Annotated in this window: 21 protein-coding genes and 1 pseudogene; 6 read left to right on the top strand and 16 right to left on the bottom strand. The window is 72.0% G+C overall.

Features of this window, described 5'->3' with window-relative positions; all coding sequences use genetic code 11:
* Window positions 1-46: 46 nt before the first annotated feature.
* A complete protein-coding gene (groES, locus tag PKE79_RS03820) occupies window positions 47-343 on the bottom strand; it encodes a co-chaperone GroES (RefSeq protein ID WP_039394204.1) in 297 nt (98 codons plus the stop codon).
* Between the two features lie 147 nt (window positions 344-490).
* Between groES and PKE79_RS03825 the strand changes: the two genes are divergently transcribed.
* A complete protein-coding gene (locus PKE79_RS03825; protein WP_271172336.1) occupies window positions 491-1,678 on the top strand; it encodes a THUMP-like domain-containing protein in 1,188 nt (395 codons plus the stop codon).
* Between the two features lie 3 nt (window positions 1,679-1,681).
* Here PKE79_RS03825 and PKE79_RS03830 read toward each other — a convergent pair whose 3' ends face one another.
* The 13 genes and pseudogenes from PKE79_RS03830 to PKE79_RS03890 all read right to left on the bottom strand — a co-directional run bounded on the left by PKE79_RS03830 (window position 1,682) and on the right by PKE79_RS03890 (window position 12,558).
* Window positions 1,682-2,026: a hypothetical protein gene (locus PKE79_RS03830; RefSeq protein WP_271172337.1), complete on the bottom strand. Its 345-nt coding sequence runs from the start codon at window positions 2,024-2,026 to the stop codon at window positions 1,682-1,684.
* Window positions 2,023-3,090 carry a tRNA (adenosine(37)-N6)-threonylcarbamoyltransferase complex transferase subunit TsaD gene (gene tsaD / locus PKE79_RS03835; RefSeq protein ID WP_271172338.1) on the bottom strand — a complete coding sequence of 356 codons (1,068 nt, stop codon included), beginning with the start codon at window positions 3,088-3,090 and terminating at the stop codon, window positions 2,023-2,025. Before tsaD ends, PKE79_RS03830 begins: the two co-directional genes overlap by 4 nt.
* Entirely contained in the window at window positions 3,087-3,584 is a 498-nt protein-coding gene (gene rimI / locus PKE79_RS03840) for a ribosomal protein S18-alanine N-acetyltransferase (RefSeq protein ID WP_271172339.1), read from the bottom strand. The genes tsaD and rimI overlap by 4 nt, the downstream gene beginning before the upstream one ends.
* Window positions 3,581-4,234: a tRNA (adenosine(37)-N6)-threonylcarbamoyltransferase complex dimerization subunit type 1 TsaB gene (gene tsaB / locus PKE79_RS03845; RefSeq protein WP_271172340.1), complete on the bottom strand. Its 654-nt coding sequence runs from the start codon at window positions 4,232-4,234 to the stop codon at window positions 3,581-3,583. The genes rimI and tsaB overlap by 4 nt, the downstream gene beginning before the upstream one ends.
* Before the next feature lie 51 nt (window positions 4,235-4,285).
* Window positions 4,286-4,753, bottom strand: coding sequence for a GNAT family N-acetyltransferase (locus tag PKE79_RS03850; protein ID WP_271172341.1), 468 nt, complete (start codon window positions 4,751-4,753; stop codon window positions 4,286-4,288).
* The gene (locus PKE79_RS03855) at window positions 4,750-6,246 is read right to left on the bottom strand and encodes an APC family permease (protein WP_271172342.1); all 1,497 of its coding nucleotides are present in this window, start codon (window positions 6,244-6,246) and stop codon (window positions 4,750-4,752) included. The genes PKE79_RS03850 and PKE79_RS03855 overlap by 4 nt, the downstream gene beginning before the upstream one ends.
* Complete coding sequence (gene tsaE, locus PKE79_RS03860) at window positions 6,243-6,749, bottom strand: tRNA (adenosine(37)-N6)-threonylcarbamoyltransferase complex ATPase subunit type 1 TsaE (protein WP_271172343.1); 507 nt, start codon at window positions 6,747-6,749, stop codon at window positions 6,243-6,245. Before tsaE ends, PKE79_RS03855 begins: the two co-directional genes overlap by 4 nt.
* Window positions 6,746-7,867, bottom strand: a complete 1,122-nt coding sequence (gene alr, locus PKE79_RS03865; RefSeq protein ID WP_271172344.1) for an alanine racemase — start codon at window positions 7,865-7,867, stop codon at window positions 6,746-6,748. The genes tsaE and alr overlap by 4 nt, the downstream gene beginning before the upstream one ends.
* 131 nt (window positions 7,868-7,998) lie before the next feature.
* Window positions 7,999-8,352, bottom strand: a pseudogene (locus PKE79_RS03870) (holo-ACP synthase); the annotation flags it as partial.
* Window positions 8,353-8,395: 43 nt separating this feature from the next.
* Window positions 8,396-10,249: a glutamine--fructose-6-phosphate transaminase (isomerizing) gene (gene glmS, locus PKE79_RS03875; RefSeq protein ID WP_271172345.1), complete on the bottom strand. Its 1,854-nt coding sequence runs from the start codon at window positions 10,247-10,249 to the stop codon at window positions 8,396-8,398.
* A 150-nt stretch (window positions 10,250-10,399) separates the two neighbouring features.
* Window positions 10,400-11,344, bottom strand: coding sequence for a type I pantothenate kinase (gene coaA / locus PKE79_RS03880; RefSeq protein ID WP_271172346.1), 945 nt, complete (start codon window positions 11,342-11,344; stop codon window positions 10,400-10,402).
* Between the two features lie 117 nt (window positions 11,345-11,461).
* Window positions 11,462-12,109: a CatB-related O-acetyltransferase gene (locus tag PKE79_RS03885; RefSeq protein WP_271172347.1), complete on the bottom strand. Its 648-nt coding sequence runs from the start codon at window positions 12,107-12,109 to the stop codon at window positions 11,462-11,464.
* Window positions 12,106-12,558, bottom strand: coding sequence for a VOC family protein (locus tag PKE79_RS03890; protein ID WP_271172348.1), 453 nt, complete (start codon window positions 12,556-12,558; stop codon window positions 12,106-12,108). The genes PKE79_RS03885 and PKE79_RS03890 overlap by 4 nt, the downstream gene beginning before the upstream one ends.
* 88 nt (window positions 12,559-12,646) lie before the next feature.
* Here PKE79_RS03890 and PKE79_RS03895 point away from each other — a divergent pair, with 88 nt between their 5' ends.
* The gene (locus PKE79_RS03895; RefSeq protein ID WP_271172349.1) at window positions 12,647-13,411 is read left to right on the top strand and encodes a TetR/AcrR family transcriptional regulator C-terminal domain-containing protein; all 765 of its coding nucleotides are present in this window, start codon (window positions 12,647-12,649) and stop codon (window positions 13,409-13,411) included.
* A gap of 93 nt (window positions 13,412-13,504) precedes the next feature.
* Here PKE79_RS03895 and PKE79_RS03900 read toward each other — a convergent pair whose 3' ends face one another.
* Window positions 13,505-15,574: a carbohydrate binding domain-containing protein gene (locus PKE79_RS03900; RefSeq protein ID WP_271172350.1), complete on the bottom strand. Its 2,070-nt coding sequence runs from the start codon at window positions 15,572-15,574 to the stop codon at window positions 13,505-13,507.
* A 233-nt stretch (window positions 15,575-15,807) separates the two neighbouring features.
* Here PKE79_RS03900 and PKE79_RS03905 point away from each other — a divergent pair, with 233 nt between their 5' ends.
* Genes PKE79_RS03905 through PKE79_RS03920 form a run of 4 tightly spaced genes read left to right on the top strand, consistent with a single transcriptional unit; the run spans window position 15,808 to window position 18,452 of the window.
* Window positions 15,808-16,737, top strand: a complete 930-nt coding sequence (locus tag PKE79_RS03905) for a Ppx/GppA phosphatase family protein (protein WP_271172351.1) — start codon at window positions 15,808-15,810, stop codon at window positions 16,735-16,737.
* A 52-nt stretch (window positions 16,738-16,789) separates the two neighbouring features.
* Window positions 16,790-17,767, top strand: coding sequence for a formylglycine-generating enzyme family protein (locus PKE79_RS03910; RefSeq protein ID WP_374727721.1), 978 nt, complete (start codon window positions 16,790-16,792; stop codon window positions 17,765-17,767).
* Window positions 17,764-18,117, top strand: coding sequence for a YidH family protein (locus PKE79_RS03915; protein ID WP_271172352.1), 354 nt, complete (start codon window positions 17,764-17,766; stop codon window positions 18,115-18,117). The genes PKE79_RS03910 and PKE79_RS03915 overlap by 4 nt, the downstream gene beginning before the upstream one ends.
* The gene (locus PKE79_RS03920; protein WP_271172353.1) at window positions 18,114-18,452 is read left to right on the top strand and encodes a DUF202 domain-containing protein; all 339 of its coding nucleotides are present in this window, start codon (window positions 18,114-18,116) and stop codon (window positions 18,450-18,452) included. The genes PKE79_RS03915 and PKE79_RS03920 overlap by 4 nt, the downstream gene beginning before the upstream one ends.
* A gap of 110 nt (window positions 18,453-18,562) precedes the next feature.
* On the opposite strand, the gene PKE79_RS03925 is transcribed toward PKE79_RS03920, so the two are convergent.
* The gene (locus PKE79_RS03925; RefSeq protein ID WP_271172354.1) at window positions 18,563-18,910 is read right to left on the bottom strand and encodes a hypothetical protein; all 348 of its coding nucleotides are present in this window, start codon (window positions 18,908-18,910) and stop codon (window positions 18,563-18,565) included.
* Window positions 18,911-18,986 lie beyond the last annotated feature (76 nt).

Raw genomic sequence — 18,986 nt, forward strand, 5'->3', positions numbered from 1 at the left:
AAGGGCCCGACGCCGAAGCGCCGGGCCCTCCAGGAAAGGCGTGTCGTCAGCGGACGACGACCGCGAGCACGTCGCGGGCCGAGAGCACCAGGTACTCGTCGGCGCCGAACTTGACCTCGGTCCCGCCGTACTTGCTGTACAGGACGCGGTCGCCGACGGCGACGTCGAGCGGAACGCGGTTGCCGTTGTCGTCAATGCGGCCGGGGCCCACGGCCACGACCTCGCCCTCCTGGGGCTTCTCCTTGGCGGTGTCGGGGATGACCAGACCGCTGGCGGTGGTCTGCTCGGCCTCGACCTGCTTGATGACGATGCGGTCCTCGAGCGGCTTGATGGAAACCGACACGGTGTACCTCTTCTTTCGTTGCTTCGACGGAAGACTCAGTTCGCACTCTCATGACGAGAGTGCTAACGCCAGTGTAGGGCGGGACCTGGCACTCCCGCAACGCGAGTGCCAATTCGAGGACACAGGATGACACGCGAGAATGGACGCATGGAGCAGGGAGAACTCGACGCGCTGCTGACCGCCGAGGGCCTGGCCCTGCTCGACGCGCTGGACCCCGTGGAGACGACGGCGGATGTCGCCCGCACGGTATCGCGCCTCCGGGCCGCGGGCCACTCCCCCGACCTCGTCTCGGCGGTCGTCGGCCAGGTGCGTCTGCGGTCGCGGGCCGAGACGAAGTTCGGCCCCTTCGCGGCGCGCATGCTCTTCACCCGCGCGGGGGTCGAGCAGGCGACGCGGATGGCCGTGGCCGCGCACCATGCAGGGCGCATGCGCGCGGCGGGAATCGAGCGCGTGGCCGACCTCGGCTGCGGCATCGGCGGCGACGCGCTCGCGTTCGCCGGCGTCGGGATGGAGGTGCTCGCAGTCGACGCGGACCCTGTGACGGCGGCCCTCGCGGCCTACAACCTGCGGCCGTTCGGGGATGCCGTGGAGGTGCGCTCCCAGCGCGCCGAGGAGGTCGACCTCTCCGGCTGGGACGCCGTCTGGCTCGACCCCGCGCGTCGCACGAGCGGTCATTCCGAGACTCGCCGGGTGTCGCCATCCGACTACTCCCCCGCGCTCGACTGGGCGCACGCGCTCGGCGAGCGGATGCCCGTGGGCATGAAGCTCGGGCCGGCTCACGATCGCGAGGCGCTCCCGGACGAGGTCGAGGCGCAGTGGGTGAGCGTCGACGGGTCGACCGTCGAGCTCGTGCTCTGGTCGGGGGCGCTCGCGCGTGACGGCGTGCGGCGGTCCGCGCTCGTCATCCGCGGCGACGCGTCGCACGAGCTCACCGCTCCCGCCGACACCGAGGACGAGCCGGTGCACGAGCTCGGGGCGTTCCTGCACGAGCCCGAGGGCGCCGTCATCCGCGCGCGCCTCGTCGGCGAGGTCGCCCGATCGCTCGAGGCCGGCCCGATCGCTCCCGGCATCGCGTATCTCACGGGCGATGCCGCGCTGACGACGCCGTTCGTCTCGTCGTTCCGCGTCCGCGAGACGCTCCCCGCCGACGTCAAGGCGCTCGCGAAGGCGCTCCGCGCCCGCGGGATCGGCACCCTCGAGATCAAGAAGCGCGGCGTCGACGTCGATCCGGCGCTCCTCCGGAAGAAGCTCAATCTGCGCGGCGACGCATCGGCGACGCTGTTCGTGACGCGCATCGGCGGCCGGCGCGCCGCCATCCTCGCGGACCGCGTGTAGCGGCTACGCGGCCGGCAGCTCGATGACGGGCGCCTCGCCGAGCTGACCGAGGATCCAGAGCGCCCAGACGCCGCAGTAGGCGATCGCCACGACGCCGAACCCGAACCCCCACCAGGCGAGAGCCCGGTCGGCATGTCGGCGGACGAGCGCGATGACCGCGAGCACGACGGCGATGAGCGCGAGCGGCGCGACCCACGGCGTGAACCACGACATCGTGAGCGCGAACATCCCGAGCACGAGCGACGGGCTCGAGAGCGAGACGCGGCGGCGCGGCCGGTCGGAGCGGGACGGCACCGCGTTCAGCAGCTCGTCGTCGTCGAGCTGCGCCGCGTCCTCCGGCTCGGTCATGGTCTGCGCGCGACCTGGATGTCGGTGACGGGCAGGGTCGAGTCCGCTCCGAACGCGAGCGTCGAGGGCTCGTGGCCCGACTGGATGAGCTCGGAGGCGAGCGCGGCGATCATCGCGCCGTTGTCGGTGCAGAGCCGCAGCGGCGGGATACGGACGGTCACGCCCGCGGCCTCGGCGCGCGCGAGAGCGACCTCGCGGAGACGGCGGTTCGCGATCACGCCCCCGCCGAGGAGCAGTCGCGGCACGTCGTGCTCCGCGCACGCATCCAGTGCCTTCGTCACGAGCACGTCGACGACGGCCTCGCGGAAGCTCGCCGCGACATCCGCCATCGGGATGTCCTCGCCCTCGGCCTCGCGCTGCTCGGTCCACCGCGCGACGGCGGTCTTGAGGCCCGAGAACGAGAAGTCCCAGCGGTGCTTCTCGCGGTCGCTCGCGCGCGAGAGGCCCCGGGGGAAGCGGATGGCATCGGGATCGCCGCCGACGGCAGCGCGGTCGATCTCCGGCCCGCCGGGGTACGGCAGTCCGAGGATGCGCGCGACCTTGTCGAAGGCCTCCCCCGCCGCGTCGTCGACCGTCTCGCCGAGCAGCTCGACATCGCTCGTGAGGTCGCGGACGAGCAGCAGCGAGGTGTGCCCGCCCGAGACGAGCAGGGCGACGGTCGGGTACTCGAGCGGCTCGCTGTCGTCGGCGAGGATGTCGGCCGCGATGTGCCCGACGAGGTGGTTCACGGCGTAGAGCGGCTTGCCGAGCGACACGGCGAGGGCCTTGGCGGCGCCGACCCCCACCATGAGCGCGCCCGCGAGGCCCGGCCCGCTCGTGACCGCGACGGCGTCGAGATCCGCGAGCCGGATGCCCGCCTCGGCGACGGCCTGCTCGATCGCCGGCTGCAGCGCCTCGAGGTGCGCGCGGGCGGCCACCTCCGGCACGACGCCGCCGAAGCGCGCGTGCTCGTCCATGCTGCTCGCGATCGTGTTGGACAGGAGGGTGCGGCCGCGGACGATCCCGATGCCGGTCTCGTCGCAGCTCGTCTCGATGCCGAGCACGAGGGGTTCGGCGCGGTTCATGAGCAGGCTCCTGCATCGGTCGGGTCGGGGATGCGCGCGGCGCGCCACGCGGGGACGTCGAGCTTCATGACGATCGCGTCGACGTCGTCGGGCTGGTAGTAGCGCGGGCGCCGGCCGAGCTCGGCGAACCCCTCGCTGGCGTAGAGCGCCTGGGCGACCGGGTTGTCGGCGCGGACCTCGAGGAACACCTCGCGGACGCGGCGGCGATCGGCCTCCTCGAGGAGGAGACGCAGCAGCGCCCTGCCCTGCCCGCGGCCGCGCGCGCTCTCGGCGATCGCGATCGTCTGGACGTCCGCGTCCTTCGCGCCCGGGAGCGATCGCAGACCGGCGTAGCCCGCGACCTGACCGGCCTGCTCGAGCACGAGGTAGTGCGCGTGCTCCGACGCGAGCTCCTCGCGCATCATGCCCTCGCTCCAGGCGTCGGTCGGGAAGGCGCTGCGCTCGAGCGCCATGATCGCGTCGAGGTCGGCGACGGTCGCCTCGCGGATGCTCACGAGCCCACCCGCTTCCGCGGCGCGGGCGCCGTGACGTCGGGCGAGCGCAGGTACAGCGGCTCGGTCGCGCCGCGCGTCTCGCCCGCGCGGAGGCGGATGGCCGCGAGCCGACCCAGCGCGCCGATCGGGATGCGCGTGGCGAGAACGAACCGGTCGCCGTCGAGGTCGCGCAGCGGCGCGAGCAGCGGGTCAGCGGAGAGGTCTGCGTCGCGCGGGCGCAGCTCGGGTCCGGCGATGCGGCGCGGCAGACCCCATCCGTCGAGGTCGCCGTAGACCGAGATGGCGTTCTCCCTGCGGCGCGCGTCGGTCGCGACGGCGAATCCGCCCGTCGGGAAGGCGATCGTCAGCTCCGCGGCGACCGCGTCGTGGCTCGCGATGCCGAGCACGGGAACACCGCGGCCGAGGGCGAAGGCGCGCGCGGCGGCGATCCCGATGCGGAGGCCCGTGAAGGGCCCCGGCCCCATTCCCGCGGCGACATGCGTGATGCGGTCCGGCCCGACGCCCGCGTCGGCGAGCGCGCGCTCGAGGAGCGTGCCGATCACCTCGGCGTGGCCGAGGGCGTTCTCGCTCTCGGCCTCCGAGAGGATCTCGCCGTCGGGCGCGACGACGGCCGCGCCCGAGCCGATGGAGGTGTCGACGGCCAGGATCATGCTCTCCAGCGTAGTTTCCCGCCGGTCACGGAATGCCGGGAACGCGCGCCCTCAGTCGAGGGTCTTGTGCATCCGGATGGCGCTGATCTCGAACCCGAGCGACGTGTACAGACGCCGGGCGGCGGTGTTCGAGCCGAACACGTTGAGCCCGATCGACCGCGCTCCCTGCGAGCGGGCGTGCTCCTCCCCGAGCTGCATGGCGGCCCGGCCCAGCCCGCGACCGCGGTGCGCCTCGTGGATCTGGATGTCCCACACCCACCAGGCGGTGTCATCCGGGCTCGGATCGGGCCCGATCCACAGCCACCCGACGACCTCGTCGCCCTCGACGACGTCGAACACGCGGTGGCCGGCGACGAGCTGCCCGTCAGGGAAGGCGCGCTCGACGCTCTTCTGCGCGTTCTCGCGCGCGACGTCGGGCGCCTCCCCGGCCGCCATGAGCTCGTCGGCATACGCGTCGCGGCTGCGGTCGATCCAGGCAGGCAGCCCGGAGGGGTCCATATCGCGGAGGGTGAGCGTCATCCCGGAAGTCTGCCAGCGCGGGGCGCGGCGCGGAAGCCGCTCGCCTCGCCCGCGATCGCCGCACGGTAGGCGCGCTCGTCGAGCGCCCCGATCCGCGAGTGCCTCCGGCCGTAGGCGAGGTAGATCGCGATGCCGACGGCCATCCAGCAGCCGAACGCGATCCAGGTGCCGCCCGAGAGCTGCGTCATGAGCGCGAGGCACGTCACGGCGCCGAGGACGGGCACGACGGGGAAGAGCGGCACGCGGTACGTGCGCGGCAGGTCGGGGCGGCGGTATCGCAGGACGATGACGGCGACGTTGACGACCGTGAAGGCCGCGAACGTCCCGATGCTCGTCGCGTTCGCGAGCTCGCCGAGGGGCACGATGCCCGCAGCGACGGCGATCACGGCGCCCGTGATGAGGGTGCCGGCCACGGGCGTGCGGGTCGTCGGCGAGATGCGCCCGAAGACGCGCGGCACGAGCCCGTCGCGCGACATCGTGAGGAGGATGCGCGTCTGCCCGTACAGCACGGTCAGCACGATGCTCGCGAACGCGATGAGCGCGCCAATCGAGAACACGACGCCGAACCACGGCTGGCCGGTCACCTCGGCGAGCACCGTCACGAGTCCGTGGTCGCGGAACCACGGCGCCTCGCGCGCGCCGACCGCCGCGATCGCGACGACGACGTAGATGGCCGTCACGAGGCCCATCCCGAGCAGGATGGCGCGCGGCAGGTCGCGCGCGGGGTCTCGCGCCTCCTCGCCCGCGGTCGAGGCCGCGTCGAACCCGATGTAGGAGAAGAACAGCACGGCCGCGGCGCCCGTCACGCCCGGGAAGAACGCGTCGAACATGCCGTCGAAGTGATCGACGCGGAATGCGGTGAACGCGACCGCGGAGAAGAAGAGCAGGACGCCGACCTTGAGCGCGACGAGCACGGTGTTGATCCAGGCGGCCTCGCGCACGCCGCGCAGGAGCAGCACCATCGCGAGGATCACGAGGAGGAACGCGCTGAGGTTGAACACGCCGCCCTCGGCCGACGGATCCGAGGCGATCGCGGCCGGCAGCGAGAGCCCGAAGATCGCGAGGGTCTCGTCGACGTACTGCCCCGCGCCCGATGCGACCGCGGCGACCGAGACGCCGTACTCGAGGACGAGGCACCAGCCCACGACCCAGGCGACGCCCTCGCCGAGCGTGACGTACGCGTACGAGTAGCTCGAGCCCGACACCGGCACGGCGCCCGCCATCTCGGCGTACGACAGGGCGGAGAGCAGAGCGGGGACGGCCGCGAGCAGCACGCTCATCCAGATGCCGGGACCGGCATGCGGGATCTGCTCGGCCAGCAGAGCGAGGATGCCCGTGCCGAGCGTCGCGCCGACAGAGATCATGGCGAGCTGGATCATCGAGAGGTGGCGCCCCAGCGTCGCGGATCCCTCGCTCGACTGCCCGGCCTCGGCGACGAGCATGCCGATCGTGCGGCGGCGCAGGAGCTGGCCGCCGAGAGAGGCGCGGGTCATGCGGCGGTGCGCTTCTCGATCACGACGATGCGCGGCGCGTCGGCGTCGAGCTCCGCGGAGGCGCGCGAGAGATCGCCGCACATCGTGTCGGAGCCGCGTCCGCCCATGGGGCGAGTGATCTCGACGTCCCACCAGACCTCGCGCAGGCCCTCGATCTTGTCGCGCCCCCACTCCATGACGACGACCGATCCGTCGACGTCGATGTCGAGGTCGTCGAGCTCGAGCGCCGACGAGAGGCGGTACGCGTCTGCGTGGACAAGCGGCGCCCCGCCGACGAGGGACGGGTGCGTGCGCGCGATGACGAAGGTCGGGCTCTGGATGGGCCCGCGCACGCCGAGCGCATCGGCGAGGCCGCGCGTGAGCGTCGTCTTGCCGGCGCCGAGCGGCCCGGTCAGGACGACGAGGTCGCCCGCCTCGAGGTGCGCGCCGATGCGGCGGCCGAGGTTCTCCATGTCAGTCGCCGTGGGCACGTCGTGCCTGCCGAGCAGCTCGTCGGGGATCATCCCTTCACCCTCCGTGCCACGCGCGGTCCGATGCGCGTGACGATCTCGTAGTTGATCGTGCCCGCCGCGTCCGCCCACTCCTCGACCGCGGGAGCCCCCGCAGCGGGGTCGCCGAAGAGGATCGCCTCGTCGTCGACGGCGACCGGATGGTCACCCGCATCGACGACGAACTGGTCCATCGCGATCCGCCCGACCACGGGCATCCGGCGCCCGCCGATCACGACCGGCGCGCGGTTCGAGGCCTGGCGCGGGATGCCGTCGGCGTAGCCGAGCGGAACGAGGGCGAGCGTCGTCTCCCCCGCCGTGCGATGGACGTACCCGTATGAGACGCCCTGGCCGGCGGGCACGCGGCGCACGGCCGCCACCCGGCCGCGCAGGGTCATCGCGGGCCGCAGCCCAAGGTCGGCCGACGTCGCGTCGTCGAACGGCGAGAGCCCGTAGATGCCGACGCCGACGCGGACGGCGTCGAAGCGGGCGGCGGGCAGGCGGATGGCGGCGGCTGTCGCCGCGATGTGGCGGATGCGCGGCGAGAGCCCCGCCGCCTCGGCCTGCGCGAGCGCGCCCTCGAAGACGCGCACCTGCGCGAGGTCGTCGGCCTCGCTCGTGCCGGAGAGGTGGCTGAAGACCCCCTCGACGACGATGCGGCCGGCCTGCGCGAGGCGCGCGGCCTCCGCGAACGCGGCGGGCCAGTCGGCGGGGGCGAGCCCGTTGCGCCCGAGGCCGGTCTCGAGCTTGAGGTGCACGCGCGGCACCTCGTCGCCGATCGCCGCGGCGGCGATCGCCGCGAGCTGCGGGATGCGCGAGACGCCGAGCTCGACCCGCGCGGCCACCGCGGCGGCGAAGTCCTCGACCGGGTCGTGCAGCCACGCGAGCACGGGCGCGTCGATGCCCGCGGCGCGCAGCGCGAGCGCCTCGGGGATCTCGGCGACCCCGAGCCGCGTCGCCCCTCCCTCGAGCGCCGCACGCGCCGCGGTCTCGGCGCCATGGCCGTAGCCGTCGGCCTTCACGACCGCGATGAACTCGCGCGTCCCCGTCACCTCGCGCAGATGCCGCACGTTGTGCACGATCGCCGCGCGATCGATGACGGCCTCGCGCAGCGCGCGCTCCTCGCCGCTCACGGGGTCGTCTCGCCTGCGGTCGACGTGCCCGCGCCATCCGCGACATCCGAGCCATCCGCCTCGTCGCCGTCCGCCTCGTCGAGGGGCGATTCGACGCCCGCGCTCACGACGTCGACCGCGACAGGGCCCGCCTCCCCTTCGGCCGTGACGTAGGCGATCGCGAGCCCCGCATCGTGCGACAGCGAGAGGTGCAGCGCCGTGATCCCGAGGGCGGCGACGGTCTGCGCGGTGGCGCCGGTGAGCTCGAAGCGCGGCGCCTCGCGCTCGCCGAGCCGGGCGACCTCGATCTCGGTCCACGTCACGCCGTCCGAGCCGCCGAGGGCCTTGATGAGCGCTTCCTTCGCGGCGTAGCGCGCGGCGAGCGAGCGCAGCGGCAGGCCGCGCTCGTGCTCCGTGAACAGGCGGTCGCGCAGGCGCGGCGTGCGCATGATCGTGCTCTCGAACCGCGGGATGTCGACGAGGTCGACGCCGATGCCGACGATCATCCTTCTCCCTTCCGCCGTGCCCGTGCTGCGCGCTCCGACGCGCCTACTCGACCGTGACCGACTTCGCGAGGTTGCGGGGCTGGTCGACGTCGAGGCCCTTCGCGGTCGCGAGGCCCATCGCGAAGATGTGCAGCGGCACGACGGCGAGGATGGGCTCGAACAGCGGCGCCGCGAGCGGCACCCGGAGCACCTCGTCGGCGAAGGGCAGCACGGCCGCGTCGCCCTCCTCCGCGACCGCGATCACGCGGGCGCCGCGGGCGCGGATCTCCTCGATGTTCGAGATGACCTTCGCGTGCAGCGTCGCGCCCTGACGCGGCGACGGCACCATCACGAACACCGGCTGACCCGGCTCGATCAGCGCGATCGGGCCGTGCTTGAGCTCGCCCGCGGCGAACCCCTCCGCGTGGATGTACGACAGCTCCTTGAGCTTGAGCGCACCCTCCAGCGCGATCGGGTACCCCACGTGACGGCCCAGGAACAGCACCGACCGCGTGTCCGACATCCACCGCGAGAGCTGCTCGATGCGCTCCTGCTCGTTCTCCAGGATCCACCGGATCTTCTCCGGCAGCGCCTCCAGCTCCGCGATCGCCGCACCCGCGACCTCCGCCGACAGCGCGCCCCGCACCCGCCCCACGTGCAGCGCGAGCAGGTACAGCGCCGTGATCTGCGCCACGAACGCCTTCGTCGACGCCACCGCGACCTCCGGCCCCGCGTGCGTGTACACGATCGCGTCCGACTCCCGCGGGATCGTCGCACCCTGCGTGTTGCAGATCGACAGGGTCTTCGCGCCCAGACGCGCGGCCTCCTTCACCGCCATCAGCGTGTCCATCGTCTCGCCCGACTGGCTGATCGACACCACGAGCGTCTCCGGCCCCACGATCGGGTCGCGGTACCGGAACTCGTGCGCGAGCTCCACATCCACCGGGATCCGCGCCCACTGCTCGATCGCGTACTTCCCGACCAGACCCGCGTAGTACGCCGTCCCGCACGCCAGCACGATCACCCGGCTCACGCCCTGGAACAGCCCGTCCAGGCCATCCAGCTCGGGGATCACGATCTGCCCGTCCTGCACCCGCCCCAGCACCGTGTTCGCGACCGCCTCGGGCTCCTCCGAGACCTCCTTGGCCATGAAGCTCGACCAGCCGCCCTTGTCCGCAGCCGCCGCATCCCACGACACCTCGAACGGCTCGACCTCCACGACCGCGCCGTCGAAGTCCGTCACCGACACGCCCTCCGGCGTGATCGACACGATTTGATCCTGCCCGATCGCCAGCGCACGACGCGTGTGCTCCACGAACGCCGCCACGTCCGACCCGAGGAAGTTCTCCCCCTCGCCCAGACCGATCACCAGCGGCGAGTTCCGCCGCGCGCCCACGACCAGGCCCGGGTGATCCTCATGCATCGCCAGCAGCGTGAACGCGCCCTCGAGCCGCGAGACCACCGCCCGGAACGCCGCAGCCAGATCCCCGCCCGCAGCCCGGTACTCCCGGCCCAGCAGCACCGCCGCGACCTCGGTGTCCGTCTGGCTGCGGAACGAGAACCCCTCCGCCTCCAGCTCCGCCTTCAGCGCAGAGAAGTTCTCGATGATGCCGTTGTGGATCACCGCCAGCCGGTCGTCATCCGCCAGATGGGGATGCGCGTTCAGATCCGTCGGACCCCCGTGCGTGGCCCACCGCGTGTGCCCGATCCCCGTCGTGCCGGCACCCAGCGGAGCCTCATCCAGCGCCTCCCGCAGACGTGCCAGCTTGCCCGCCTTCTTCCGCATCCCCAGCGACCCCTCGCGGTCGATCACGGCGATGCCCGCGGAGTCGTACCCCCGGTACTCGAGCCGAGCAAGACCCGCGAGAAGGATGTCCTGGCTTTCCCGAGGACCGACGTATCCGACGATTCCGCACATGCGCTCAATCCTAGGGACGCCATCCTGGGAACCCTGGCAGGCCGCCGCCCCGGGCGCGGCTACGGGCGCACGACGAGCACGGGAGCGTCGACCGCGAGCACGGCGCGCATGGCGGGCGTCGCGACTCGCCCCACGCCGCCCCGGCCGCTTCTACAGCTTGCGCAGGAGCACACTCTCGACGTTGTGGTCGGCGCCCTTGTTGAGCACGAGCGTCGCGCGGTGCTTCGTCGGCGCGACGTTCTCGACCAGGTTCGGCAGGTTGATGTCGTTCCAGATGCCCCGGGCGGTGCTGATGGCCTCCTCGTCGCTGAGGTGCTGGAAGACGTTGAAGTACGACGACGGGTTCGAGAACGCGCCCTCCCGCAGCGCGAGGAAGCGGTTGACGAACCACTCCTCGATGTGCGCGGCGTCGGCGTCGACGTAGATCGAGAAGTCGAACAGGTCGCTGACCGCGACGTCGTTCGGCGTGGGCGGCGGCTGCAGGACGTTGAGCCCCTCGATGATGAGCACGTCGGGCCGCCGCACGACGACCTGCGCGTCGGGCATGATGTCGTACTTCATGTGCGAGTAGAACGGGGCGCGCACCTCGTCGGCACCGCTCTTCACGCGCGTGACGAAGTCGACGAGAGCACGGCGGTCGTACGACTCGGGGAAGCCCTTGCGGCTCATGATCCCGCGCCGCTCGAGCTCGGCGTTGGGGTAGAGGAAGCCGTCCGTCGTGACGAGCTCGACGCGCGGGGTGTCCGGCCACCGGCTGATCAGCTCGCGGAGCAGGCGCGCGACCGTCGACTTGCCGACTGCGACCGAGCCCGCGACCCCGATGACGAACGGGGTCGTCGGGTCCTCCTCCTGGAGGAACGTCGACACCTCCGCGCCGATCCGGCGCACACCGCTCGCCCAGATGCTGAGCGTGCGGCTCAGTGGCAGGTGGACGTCTCGCACCTCGGCGATGTCGAGCCGGTCGCCAAGCCCGCGCAGCTGGACGACCTCGGTCTCGGTGAGCGGCTGATCCATGCCCGCCGCCATCCGCGCCCACTCGGCGCGGGGGATCTCGCGGTACAGCGAGAGGGAGGCGGGAACGGCTGTCGGACTCATCCGCAACATCGTACCGGGGCGGATGGCCGGGGCCCGGCGGCAGGATGGCCGGGGCCCGGCGGCAGGACGAGCGGGCCAGGCCCGACCCGCGCACACTGGCGCGGGTCGGGCCGGGCGTCACACGAGCCGCTCGAGCTCGGCCGGCGTCCCGGTCATGATCACGGCGGCATGCTCGGTGATGCGCTCGATCGGCCAGTCCCACCAGCGCACCGCGAGGAGCCTGCGGACATCCTCTTCGTCGAACCGCATGCGGATGCGCCGCGCGGGGTTCCCGCCCACGACCTCGTACGGCGCGACGTCCTTCGTGACGACACTGTGCGCGCCGATCACCGCGCCGTCGCCGATGGTCACGCCGGGGAGGATCGTCGCCTCGCGGCCGATCCACACGTCGTTGCCGACGACCGTGTCGCCGCGCTGCTCGATCGCGAGGAAGGCGTCGAGGGTGTTCTCCATCCAGGCCCCGCCGAACATCGTGAACGGATAGGTGGATGGTCCGACCATCGGATGGCTGCCGCCCGGCATGAGGAACGTCGCCCCCGGGGCGATCGCCGTGAAGCGGCCGATGACGAGGCGCTGGGGGCCGTAGAGGTACCGGACGTTGGCCTCCTCGAACGGCGGACGGGTTCCCTCGTCGTCGTAGTACGTGTACTCGCCGACCTCGATGAGCTCGGACGTCACGACGCTCCGGAGGAACAGGACGTTCGACAGCTCCGGCCGCGTCGTCGGCGTGGGCTGGGAGGGGTCGGGGATGCGGGGATCGGTCACTGCTGCTCCTCCTCGGAGGTCATCCACTGCACGAGCTGGTACACGACGCCGTTCGGGTCGGCCATCTGGAAGTAGCGCTCGCCCCACGGCTCGGTCTCGATCGGCGTGACGATCTCGACGCCCTCGGCGCGCAGGCGCTCGTACTGCGCGTCGATGTCGGGAACGACGAACACCACGAGCAGTCCCCCGGCGTCGTGCGCCTGCGCGGCGGGCCTGAAGGTCCCGAGCCCGGTGCGCAGGAAGATGAGCGCGAACCCCGCCTCGGGGTGCGCGAGCGAGCAGAACCCGTCGGCGGACATGGTCTCGGAGAAGCCGAGATGCCGCTTCACCCAGGCGGCGGACGCCTCGACGTCGCGGACATTGAGCGAGAGGGCGGATTCGGTGATGTGCATGGAGCGGCCCCCTGTCGGTCGGATGGTCTCGGCTGCGGATGCGGTCGTGCGGGTCATCGCGTCCTCCTTCTCCTCAACGGAACGTCGTACACTGTACGGTATACGACGTACAGAGCACAACCCCGTCCATGGCAGGATCATTCCCATGTCCTCGAACCGCACCGGATCCGGCGAGCCCAGCGCCACGCTCGCCCTGCTGTGGGGCGAGCCCGCTCGCACGCAGCGGAAGGGGCCCGCGCGCTCGCTCACCGCGGTCCAACTCGTCGATGCCGCGCTCGAGCTCGCCGACGAGAGCGGCCTGGCCGCGGTGACCATCCGCGCCGTGGCCGAGCGGGTGGGAGTGTCGGCGATGTCGGTCTACACGTATGTCCCCGGCAAGCCGGAGCTGCTGGACCTCATGGTCGACGCGCTCTACGGCCGGATGCCCCGGCGCCCCTGGGCGGATGAGACGTGGCGGGCGCGGCTCGGGATGGTCGCCGAGGCGAATCGCGAGCTGCTGACGGAGCACGCATGGCTGACCGAGGTCGCCGCTCTGAGCCGGCCGCCCCTCGGGCCCGGACTGATGGCGAAGTACGAGCACGAGCTCGCGGCGTTCGACGGGACGGGACTCGCGGATGCCGACGTCGACGCGACGCTGACCTATCTGCTCGGCTTCGTGCAGGCGCACTGCCGCGCGGCGCACGACGCGCAGCGCGCCACAACGGATTCGGCGATGAGCGACGGCGAATGGTGGGCGGCCAATCAGCCGATCCTCGCGCGCGCGTTCGACCCGGCGCGCTATCCCCGCGCCGTCCGGATCGGAGCCGCGGCCGGGGAGGCGCAAGGGTCTGCCTGGGCGGCGGATCGGGCGTGGGAGTTCGGTCTTGCTCGCACACTCGACGGCCTCGCCGCGCTCATCGACTCGGCCTGAGCCCCGCCGACGGGAACGGGCGAGGCGAGCCCCGGCGACCCGCAGGTCGCCCTCTCGCCTCGCCCGCTCCTCAGTGACCGGCGACGATCCGGATCAGCCGCAGGGGTTCTGCGTCGTCACGGCGCCGTTCGCGACCGCAGCGGTCGTGCCCGACAGGACGTAGTCGGCTCCGCCGTTGTTGTCCCACGTGCCCGCGCCGTTGTTGAACGCCGCCGTCACCGACGCGCCGTTCGAGTCGATCGTCCGCGACACCCATCCCGAGCACGCCGCCGTCATCGACTGCCCCGGCGCCGTCGTCCACGCGCCCGAGCCGACCTTGTAGTGGATGTTGTACGCCGACCATCCCTTCGACGTCGAGTAGTACACCGTCAGGTCGTCGGTCGCCGTCGTCGCGCAGGGGTTCTGCGTCGTCACGGCGCCGTTCGCGACCGCAGCGGTCGTGCCCGACAGGACGTAGTCGGACCCGCCGTTGTTGTCCCATGTGCCCGCGCCGTTGTTGAACGCCGCCGTCACCGACGCGCCGTTCGAGTCGATCGTCCGCGACACCCATCCCGAGCACGCCGCCGTCATCGACTGCCCCGGCGCCGTCGTCCACGCGCCCGAGCCGACCTTGTAGTGGATGTTGTACGCCGACCATCCCTTCGACGTCGAGTAGTACACCGTCAGATCGTCGCCGGTGACGGGGCCCGTCGTCGCCTTCGCGTCCTTGTGGAGCGCGATGGCGTCGTCGGCGCCCACCGTCGCGGTGAACTGGCCGCCCGAGACCGTGATCGTGGGGCCCGACCACACGCCGTTCGTCTTCACGGCGTCGATGACGTTGTAGTAGGTGCCGTCGGGCAGGCTCGTCGTGAACGTGCGGGTGAGGTCCCCGCCGCGGTTGATCGCGACGAAGCCGGCGTCTCCGCGGCCGAACGCGATCGCGCTGCTGCCATTGGTCCACTTGTCCGTGATCGGCTTGCCGTACGTGGCGGTGCGGAAGCCGACCATGTTGAGGATGTCGTTCTGCTTGTGCGTGAAGGTCCATCCGCCCTGAGGGCTCGCGTCGACGACCGCGCCCGCGCCATCCGTCGCCGGGCCGGCGTCCTTGTTGCTGAACGCGTAGCCGGAGTGGATCGACGGCGAGCCGTAGTTCCAGGCGAGCGTGAAGATCTGCGCGAGGTCGTAGGCGGCGCCGTCCTTGTACGAGAGGGTCTCGCCGTTGCGCTCGGTGTCGTGGTTGTCGACGAACACCGCGGCGTTGGCCTGCGGGAGGAAGCCGCTCCAGGTCGGTCCGATGCCGTTGCCCTCGATGAGCCAGTTGAGCGTGCGGCCGCCGAACGCCTCCTTGAGCTTGCGCGCGAACGCGAACTCGTGGATGTCGCCGATCGAGGTGTACTCCTCCGGCTGGATGGGCTCGTTGGCGCGGATGACCTCCTGCACGACGTAGAGCGAATCGCGGTTCTTCACCTTGCTCCAGATGCCCTGCATGTCGGTCGCGGCGATGTGCTTCACGGCGTCGATGCGGAAGCCGGCGACGCCCATGTCGACGAGCTTGTTGAGGTAGCCGGCGATCGTGTTCTGCACGTACGTCGAGCTCGTGTTGAGGTCAGCGAGGTTGACGAGATTGCACTCCTGCACCTCCCAGCGGTCCTGGTAGTTGACGATGTCGCGCTTGCACCCGTGGAAGTCCCAACTCTGGTAGAGCCCGGGGTACGTGTAGTGCTGGTATTGAGTTCCGGCCCATCCGGTGCCGCCCGCGGACTGCCCCGACATGTGGTTGATCACGGCGTCGACGATGACGCCCACCCCCGCCGCGTTGCACGTGTCGATCATGTTCTGGAACTCGGCCTCGGTGCCGAGGCGCGAGTCGAGCTTGTACGAGACCGGCTGGTAGTGCGTCCACCAGGCCGACCCGAGCACGTGCTCCTGCGGGGGCGACGTCTGCACGTACCCGTAGCCGGCGGGGCCGAGGGTCTCGGTGCACTCGCGGGCGATCGCGTCCCACGTGTACTCGAACAGGACGGCCGTGGTGTCCTTCGGCCCGGGAGCGGCGGCTTCGGCGGGCTCGGCGGGAGCGGCGATCGCGAGGAGCGGGGCCGCGAGGGCGAGGGCTCCGGCGAGCGCGAGCGCGCGGAGCGGGCGCCTTCTGCGGCGCGGGCGGTCGACGGTCGGGGCAGGGTTCATCGGGGCATGCTCCTTCGCTTGTCGTCGATGCGCGCTTCGCCTTCGAGTGCGCACCGGGGCACATCCGCGTGCCCGCTGTGACGCTAGCGGCGCGGATGGGTCTGCTGCAAGCGTTTGCAGAAAATTCGTCGAGGGCGGATGGTGATGGCGCGGGTCGCGCGCAATCTCGGGGCTTCTCATCGACATGAGTCGGCAAGCGCTTGCATCCACGGCGCGACCACTACGCTGTCGACGTGCGCCTCGGAGTCCTCGACATCGGTTCGAACACCGTCCACCTGCTCGTCGCGGATGCCCACCCCGGCGGCAGACCGCTCGCGCAGACGAGCGAGAAGTCCGTCCTGCGGCTCATGCGCTATCTCGAGGACGACGGGCGCATCTCCGACGAGGGCGTGAAGGCGATCATCGACGCCGTGCATCGCGCGCGCGAGGTGGCCGAGAAGGAGGGCGTCGACGAGCTGCTCGCCACGGCGACCTCCGCCGTGCGCGAGGCCGCGAACGGCACCGACGTCATCCTGCAGATCGAGGCCGCGCTCGGCCAGCCGCTCCAGGTGCTGGGCGGCGAGCAGGAGGCGCGCTTCACGTTCCTCGCCGTCCGGCGCTGGTTCGGCTGGTCGGCGGGGCAGATCCTCCTCTTCGACATCGGCGGCGGGTCGCTCGAGATCGCGGGTGGCAGCGAGGAGCTGCCCGATCTCGCCGAGTCGGTCCCGCTGGGCGCCGGCCGGATGACGATCGGGTTCCTGCCCGACGACCCGCCCGGCGACCGGCAGGTCGACCGGCTCCGCGCGCACGCGGCGTCGGCACTCGCTCCGCTCGCCGAGCGCTTCGCGTCACTCCCCCGCCCCGACCACGTCGTGGGGTCGTCGAAGACGATCCGCTCCCTCGCGCGGCTCGCGGGCCATCCGCTCGAGGGCTGGGCAGGCAACGACCGGATGGTGCTGCGCCGCGACGCGCTCGGCTCCTGGATCCCGGTGCTCGCGCGGATCCCCGCGCAGGCGCGGCAGGAGCTGCCCGGCATCACGGCCGATCGCACGTTCCAGATCACGGCGGGTGCGGTCGTCCTGCACGAGGCGATGGCCGCACTCGAGGTCGACGAGCTCGAGGTGTCGCCGTGGGCGCTCCGCGAGGGCGTGCTGCTGCGCTACATCGAGGACCTGGGCTGGTAATCCCCACTTCTGGCGCGGGATTCCGCGCCGCGCCGAGGGCTACCGTGGAAGGGTGAGCGACGAAGACACCGGCTGCGGCTGCGGGTGCGGAACCCCCGGGCGCGGCGCTTTCCTCTCCCTGAGCACACGGCCGCCCTCGACGGCGCCGGCCAACACAGGGCGCCACGCGATCGAGCAGGCGCGCATCCCGGCGGGCGCGTTCACGATGGGCGACTCGTCGGGCGATCGCAACCCTCAGGACGGCGAGACGCCGCTGCACCGCGTGACGCTCGACGCGTTCGAGATCGACACGACGACCGTGACCAACGCCGACTTCGCGCGCTTCGTCGACGACACCGGCTACCGCACCGAGGCCGAGACGTTCGGCTTCTCGGCGGTGTTCCACCTCGCTGTCGCAGCCCCCGAGGAGGACATCGTCGGTCAGCCGCCGGGGACTCCCTGGTGGTTCGGCGTCAGGGGCGCCGACTGGCGCCATCCGGGAGGATCCCGCTCCGACCTCGACGGACTCGACGACCATCCGGTTGTGCACGTCAGCTGGAACGACGCCGTCGCGTACTGCGCGTGGGCCGGTCGCCGCCTGCCCACCGAGGCCGAGTGGGAGTACGCCGCGCGCGGCGGAATCGACGGGGCGAAGTACCCGTGGGGCGACGCGGAGGTCGACGAAGGCGGATGGCGCGCCAACATCTGGCAGGGCGTGTTCCCGCGCGAGAACACCCTGGACGACGGATGGCTCACCACGGCTCCCGTGCGCACCTTCCAGCCGAACGGCTTCGGGCTCTGGCAGACCGTCGGGAACGTGTGGGAGTGGTGTCAGGACTGGTTCGATCCGCGCACCTACGAGCGCGGCGACGTCGAGAACCCGACTGGGCCCGCCACCGGGGCCGCGCGCATCCTGCGCGGCGGCAGCTATCTCTGCCACATCTCGTACTGCAACCGCTACCGCAACTCCGCCCGGTCGCAGAACACCCCGGACTCGTCGATGGGCAACGCCGGGTTCCGCACCGTCGCGCTCCGCGAGGAGCGCTCGTGAGCCGCTTCCCGCAGCGCGTCTACCGCGAGGGCGACGAACCCGACCCCCGTTTCAGCCTCGCGAACGAGCGCACGTTCCTCGCGTGGCTCCGCACCGCGCTCGCGATGTACGCGGGCGCGTTCGCTCTCGAGGCGCTCGACATCCCGACGGCCGCCGGATGGCGCCTCGCGGCCGCGGCCGTCTTCCTCGTGCTGGGCACCCTCGCCGCCGTCCAGGCCTGGCTCGGGTGGGCGCGCACCGAGAAGGCGCTCCGTCTGGGCCGGCCGCTTCCCGGGCTCGGCGTCGGAGGGGTCATCGTCGTCGGCGTGGTCGTCGCCGTGGCGCTCGTCACCATCGGGATGTTCGTGTGACGGACGCGGTCTTCGACCCGGGGCTGCAGCCCGAGCGCACGCTGCTCGCATGGCGCCGCACGAGCCTCTCCTTCGGGCTCGCGAGTCTCGTCGCCATGCGCTTCACGGCGGAATCGCTCGGGCTCGCGGCCGTGATCGTGGGCCTCGTGGGGGCAGGGCTCGCCGTGGGAGCGTACTTCGCGGCGGCCATCGGATACCGCCGTGCGCACGCGTCGCTCCACCGCTCCGGCGCCCTGGAGCGGGGAGCGTGGCCGCTCGCTCTCGCGACCGCCGCCGCGCTCATGCTCGGCGCCGCGTGCGCCGGCTACCTCGTGATGGGCGCGCTCGGGAGCTGAGGCCCGTCATCCTCGTCAGACTAGCTTTCGTCGTCGAAACCGGTGCTCCCGGCACAGGTCCCGACGACCAGGGCTAGTCTCGACGGCGGTGGGCGGTTCCCGACCCGCGCTCAGGCGAAGAGGGAGTACGTGACGAGCGCGCCGCCGCGTCCCCGAGACCGTTCGACGACGACCTCGGGCGGGCGCTCGGCCTTGCACTGGCCTGCGACCGCTGCCGGCGGCAGTCCGCCGGTGAACGGGCGCGCCTTGCCCTTCGACCGGTCGCGGACGTGCTCGGCGACGCCATCCGGAACCCTCATGACCGGGCCGCAGCGCGAGCCGTCGATCACGACGTGCACCGAGACATCCGCCGGCGCCGAGGGCTCATCCGGCTGGTCGTCCGCGTGCGCGGCGCCGCCGAACGCGAGCGCGCCGCAGATGGCGAGCACTCCGCCCCATCGCGCCGTCCGCCGCATCACCACCGAAGCATATCGGGGCGCTGCGCAGCGCGATACACGGATGGCGCCACGCGTGCGGGCGCGGCGCCATCCGAGC

Source organism: Microbacterium barkeri, assembly GCF_027921765.1.
GTDB classification, from domain to species: domain Bacteria; phylum Actinomycetota; class Actinomycetes; order Actinomycetales; family Microbacteriaceae; genus Microbacterium; species Microbacterium barkeri.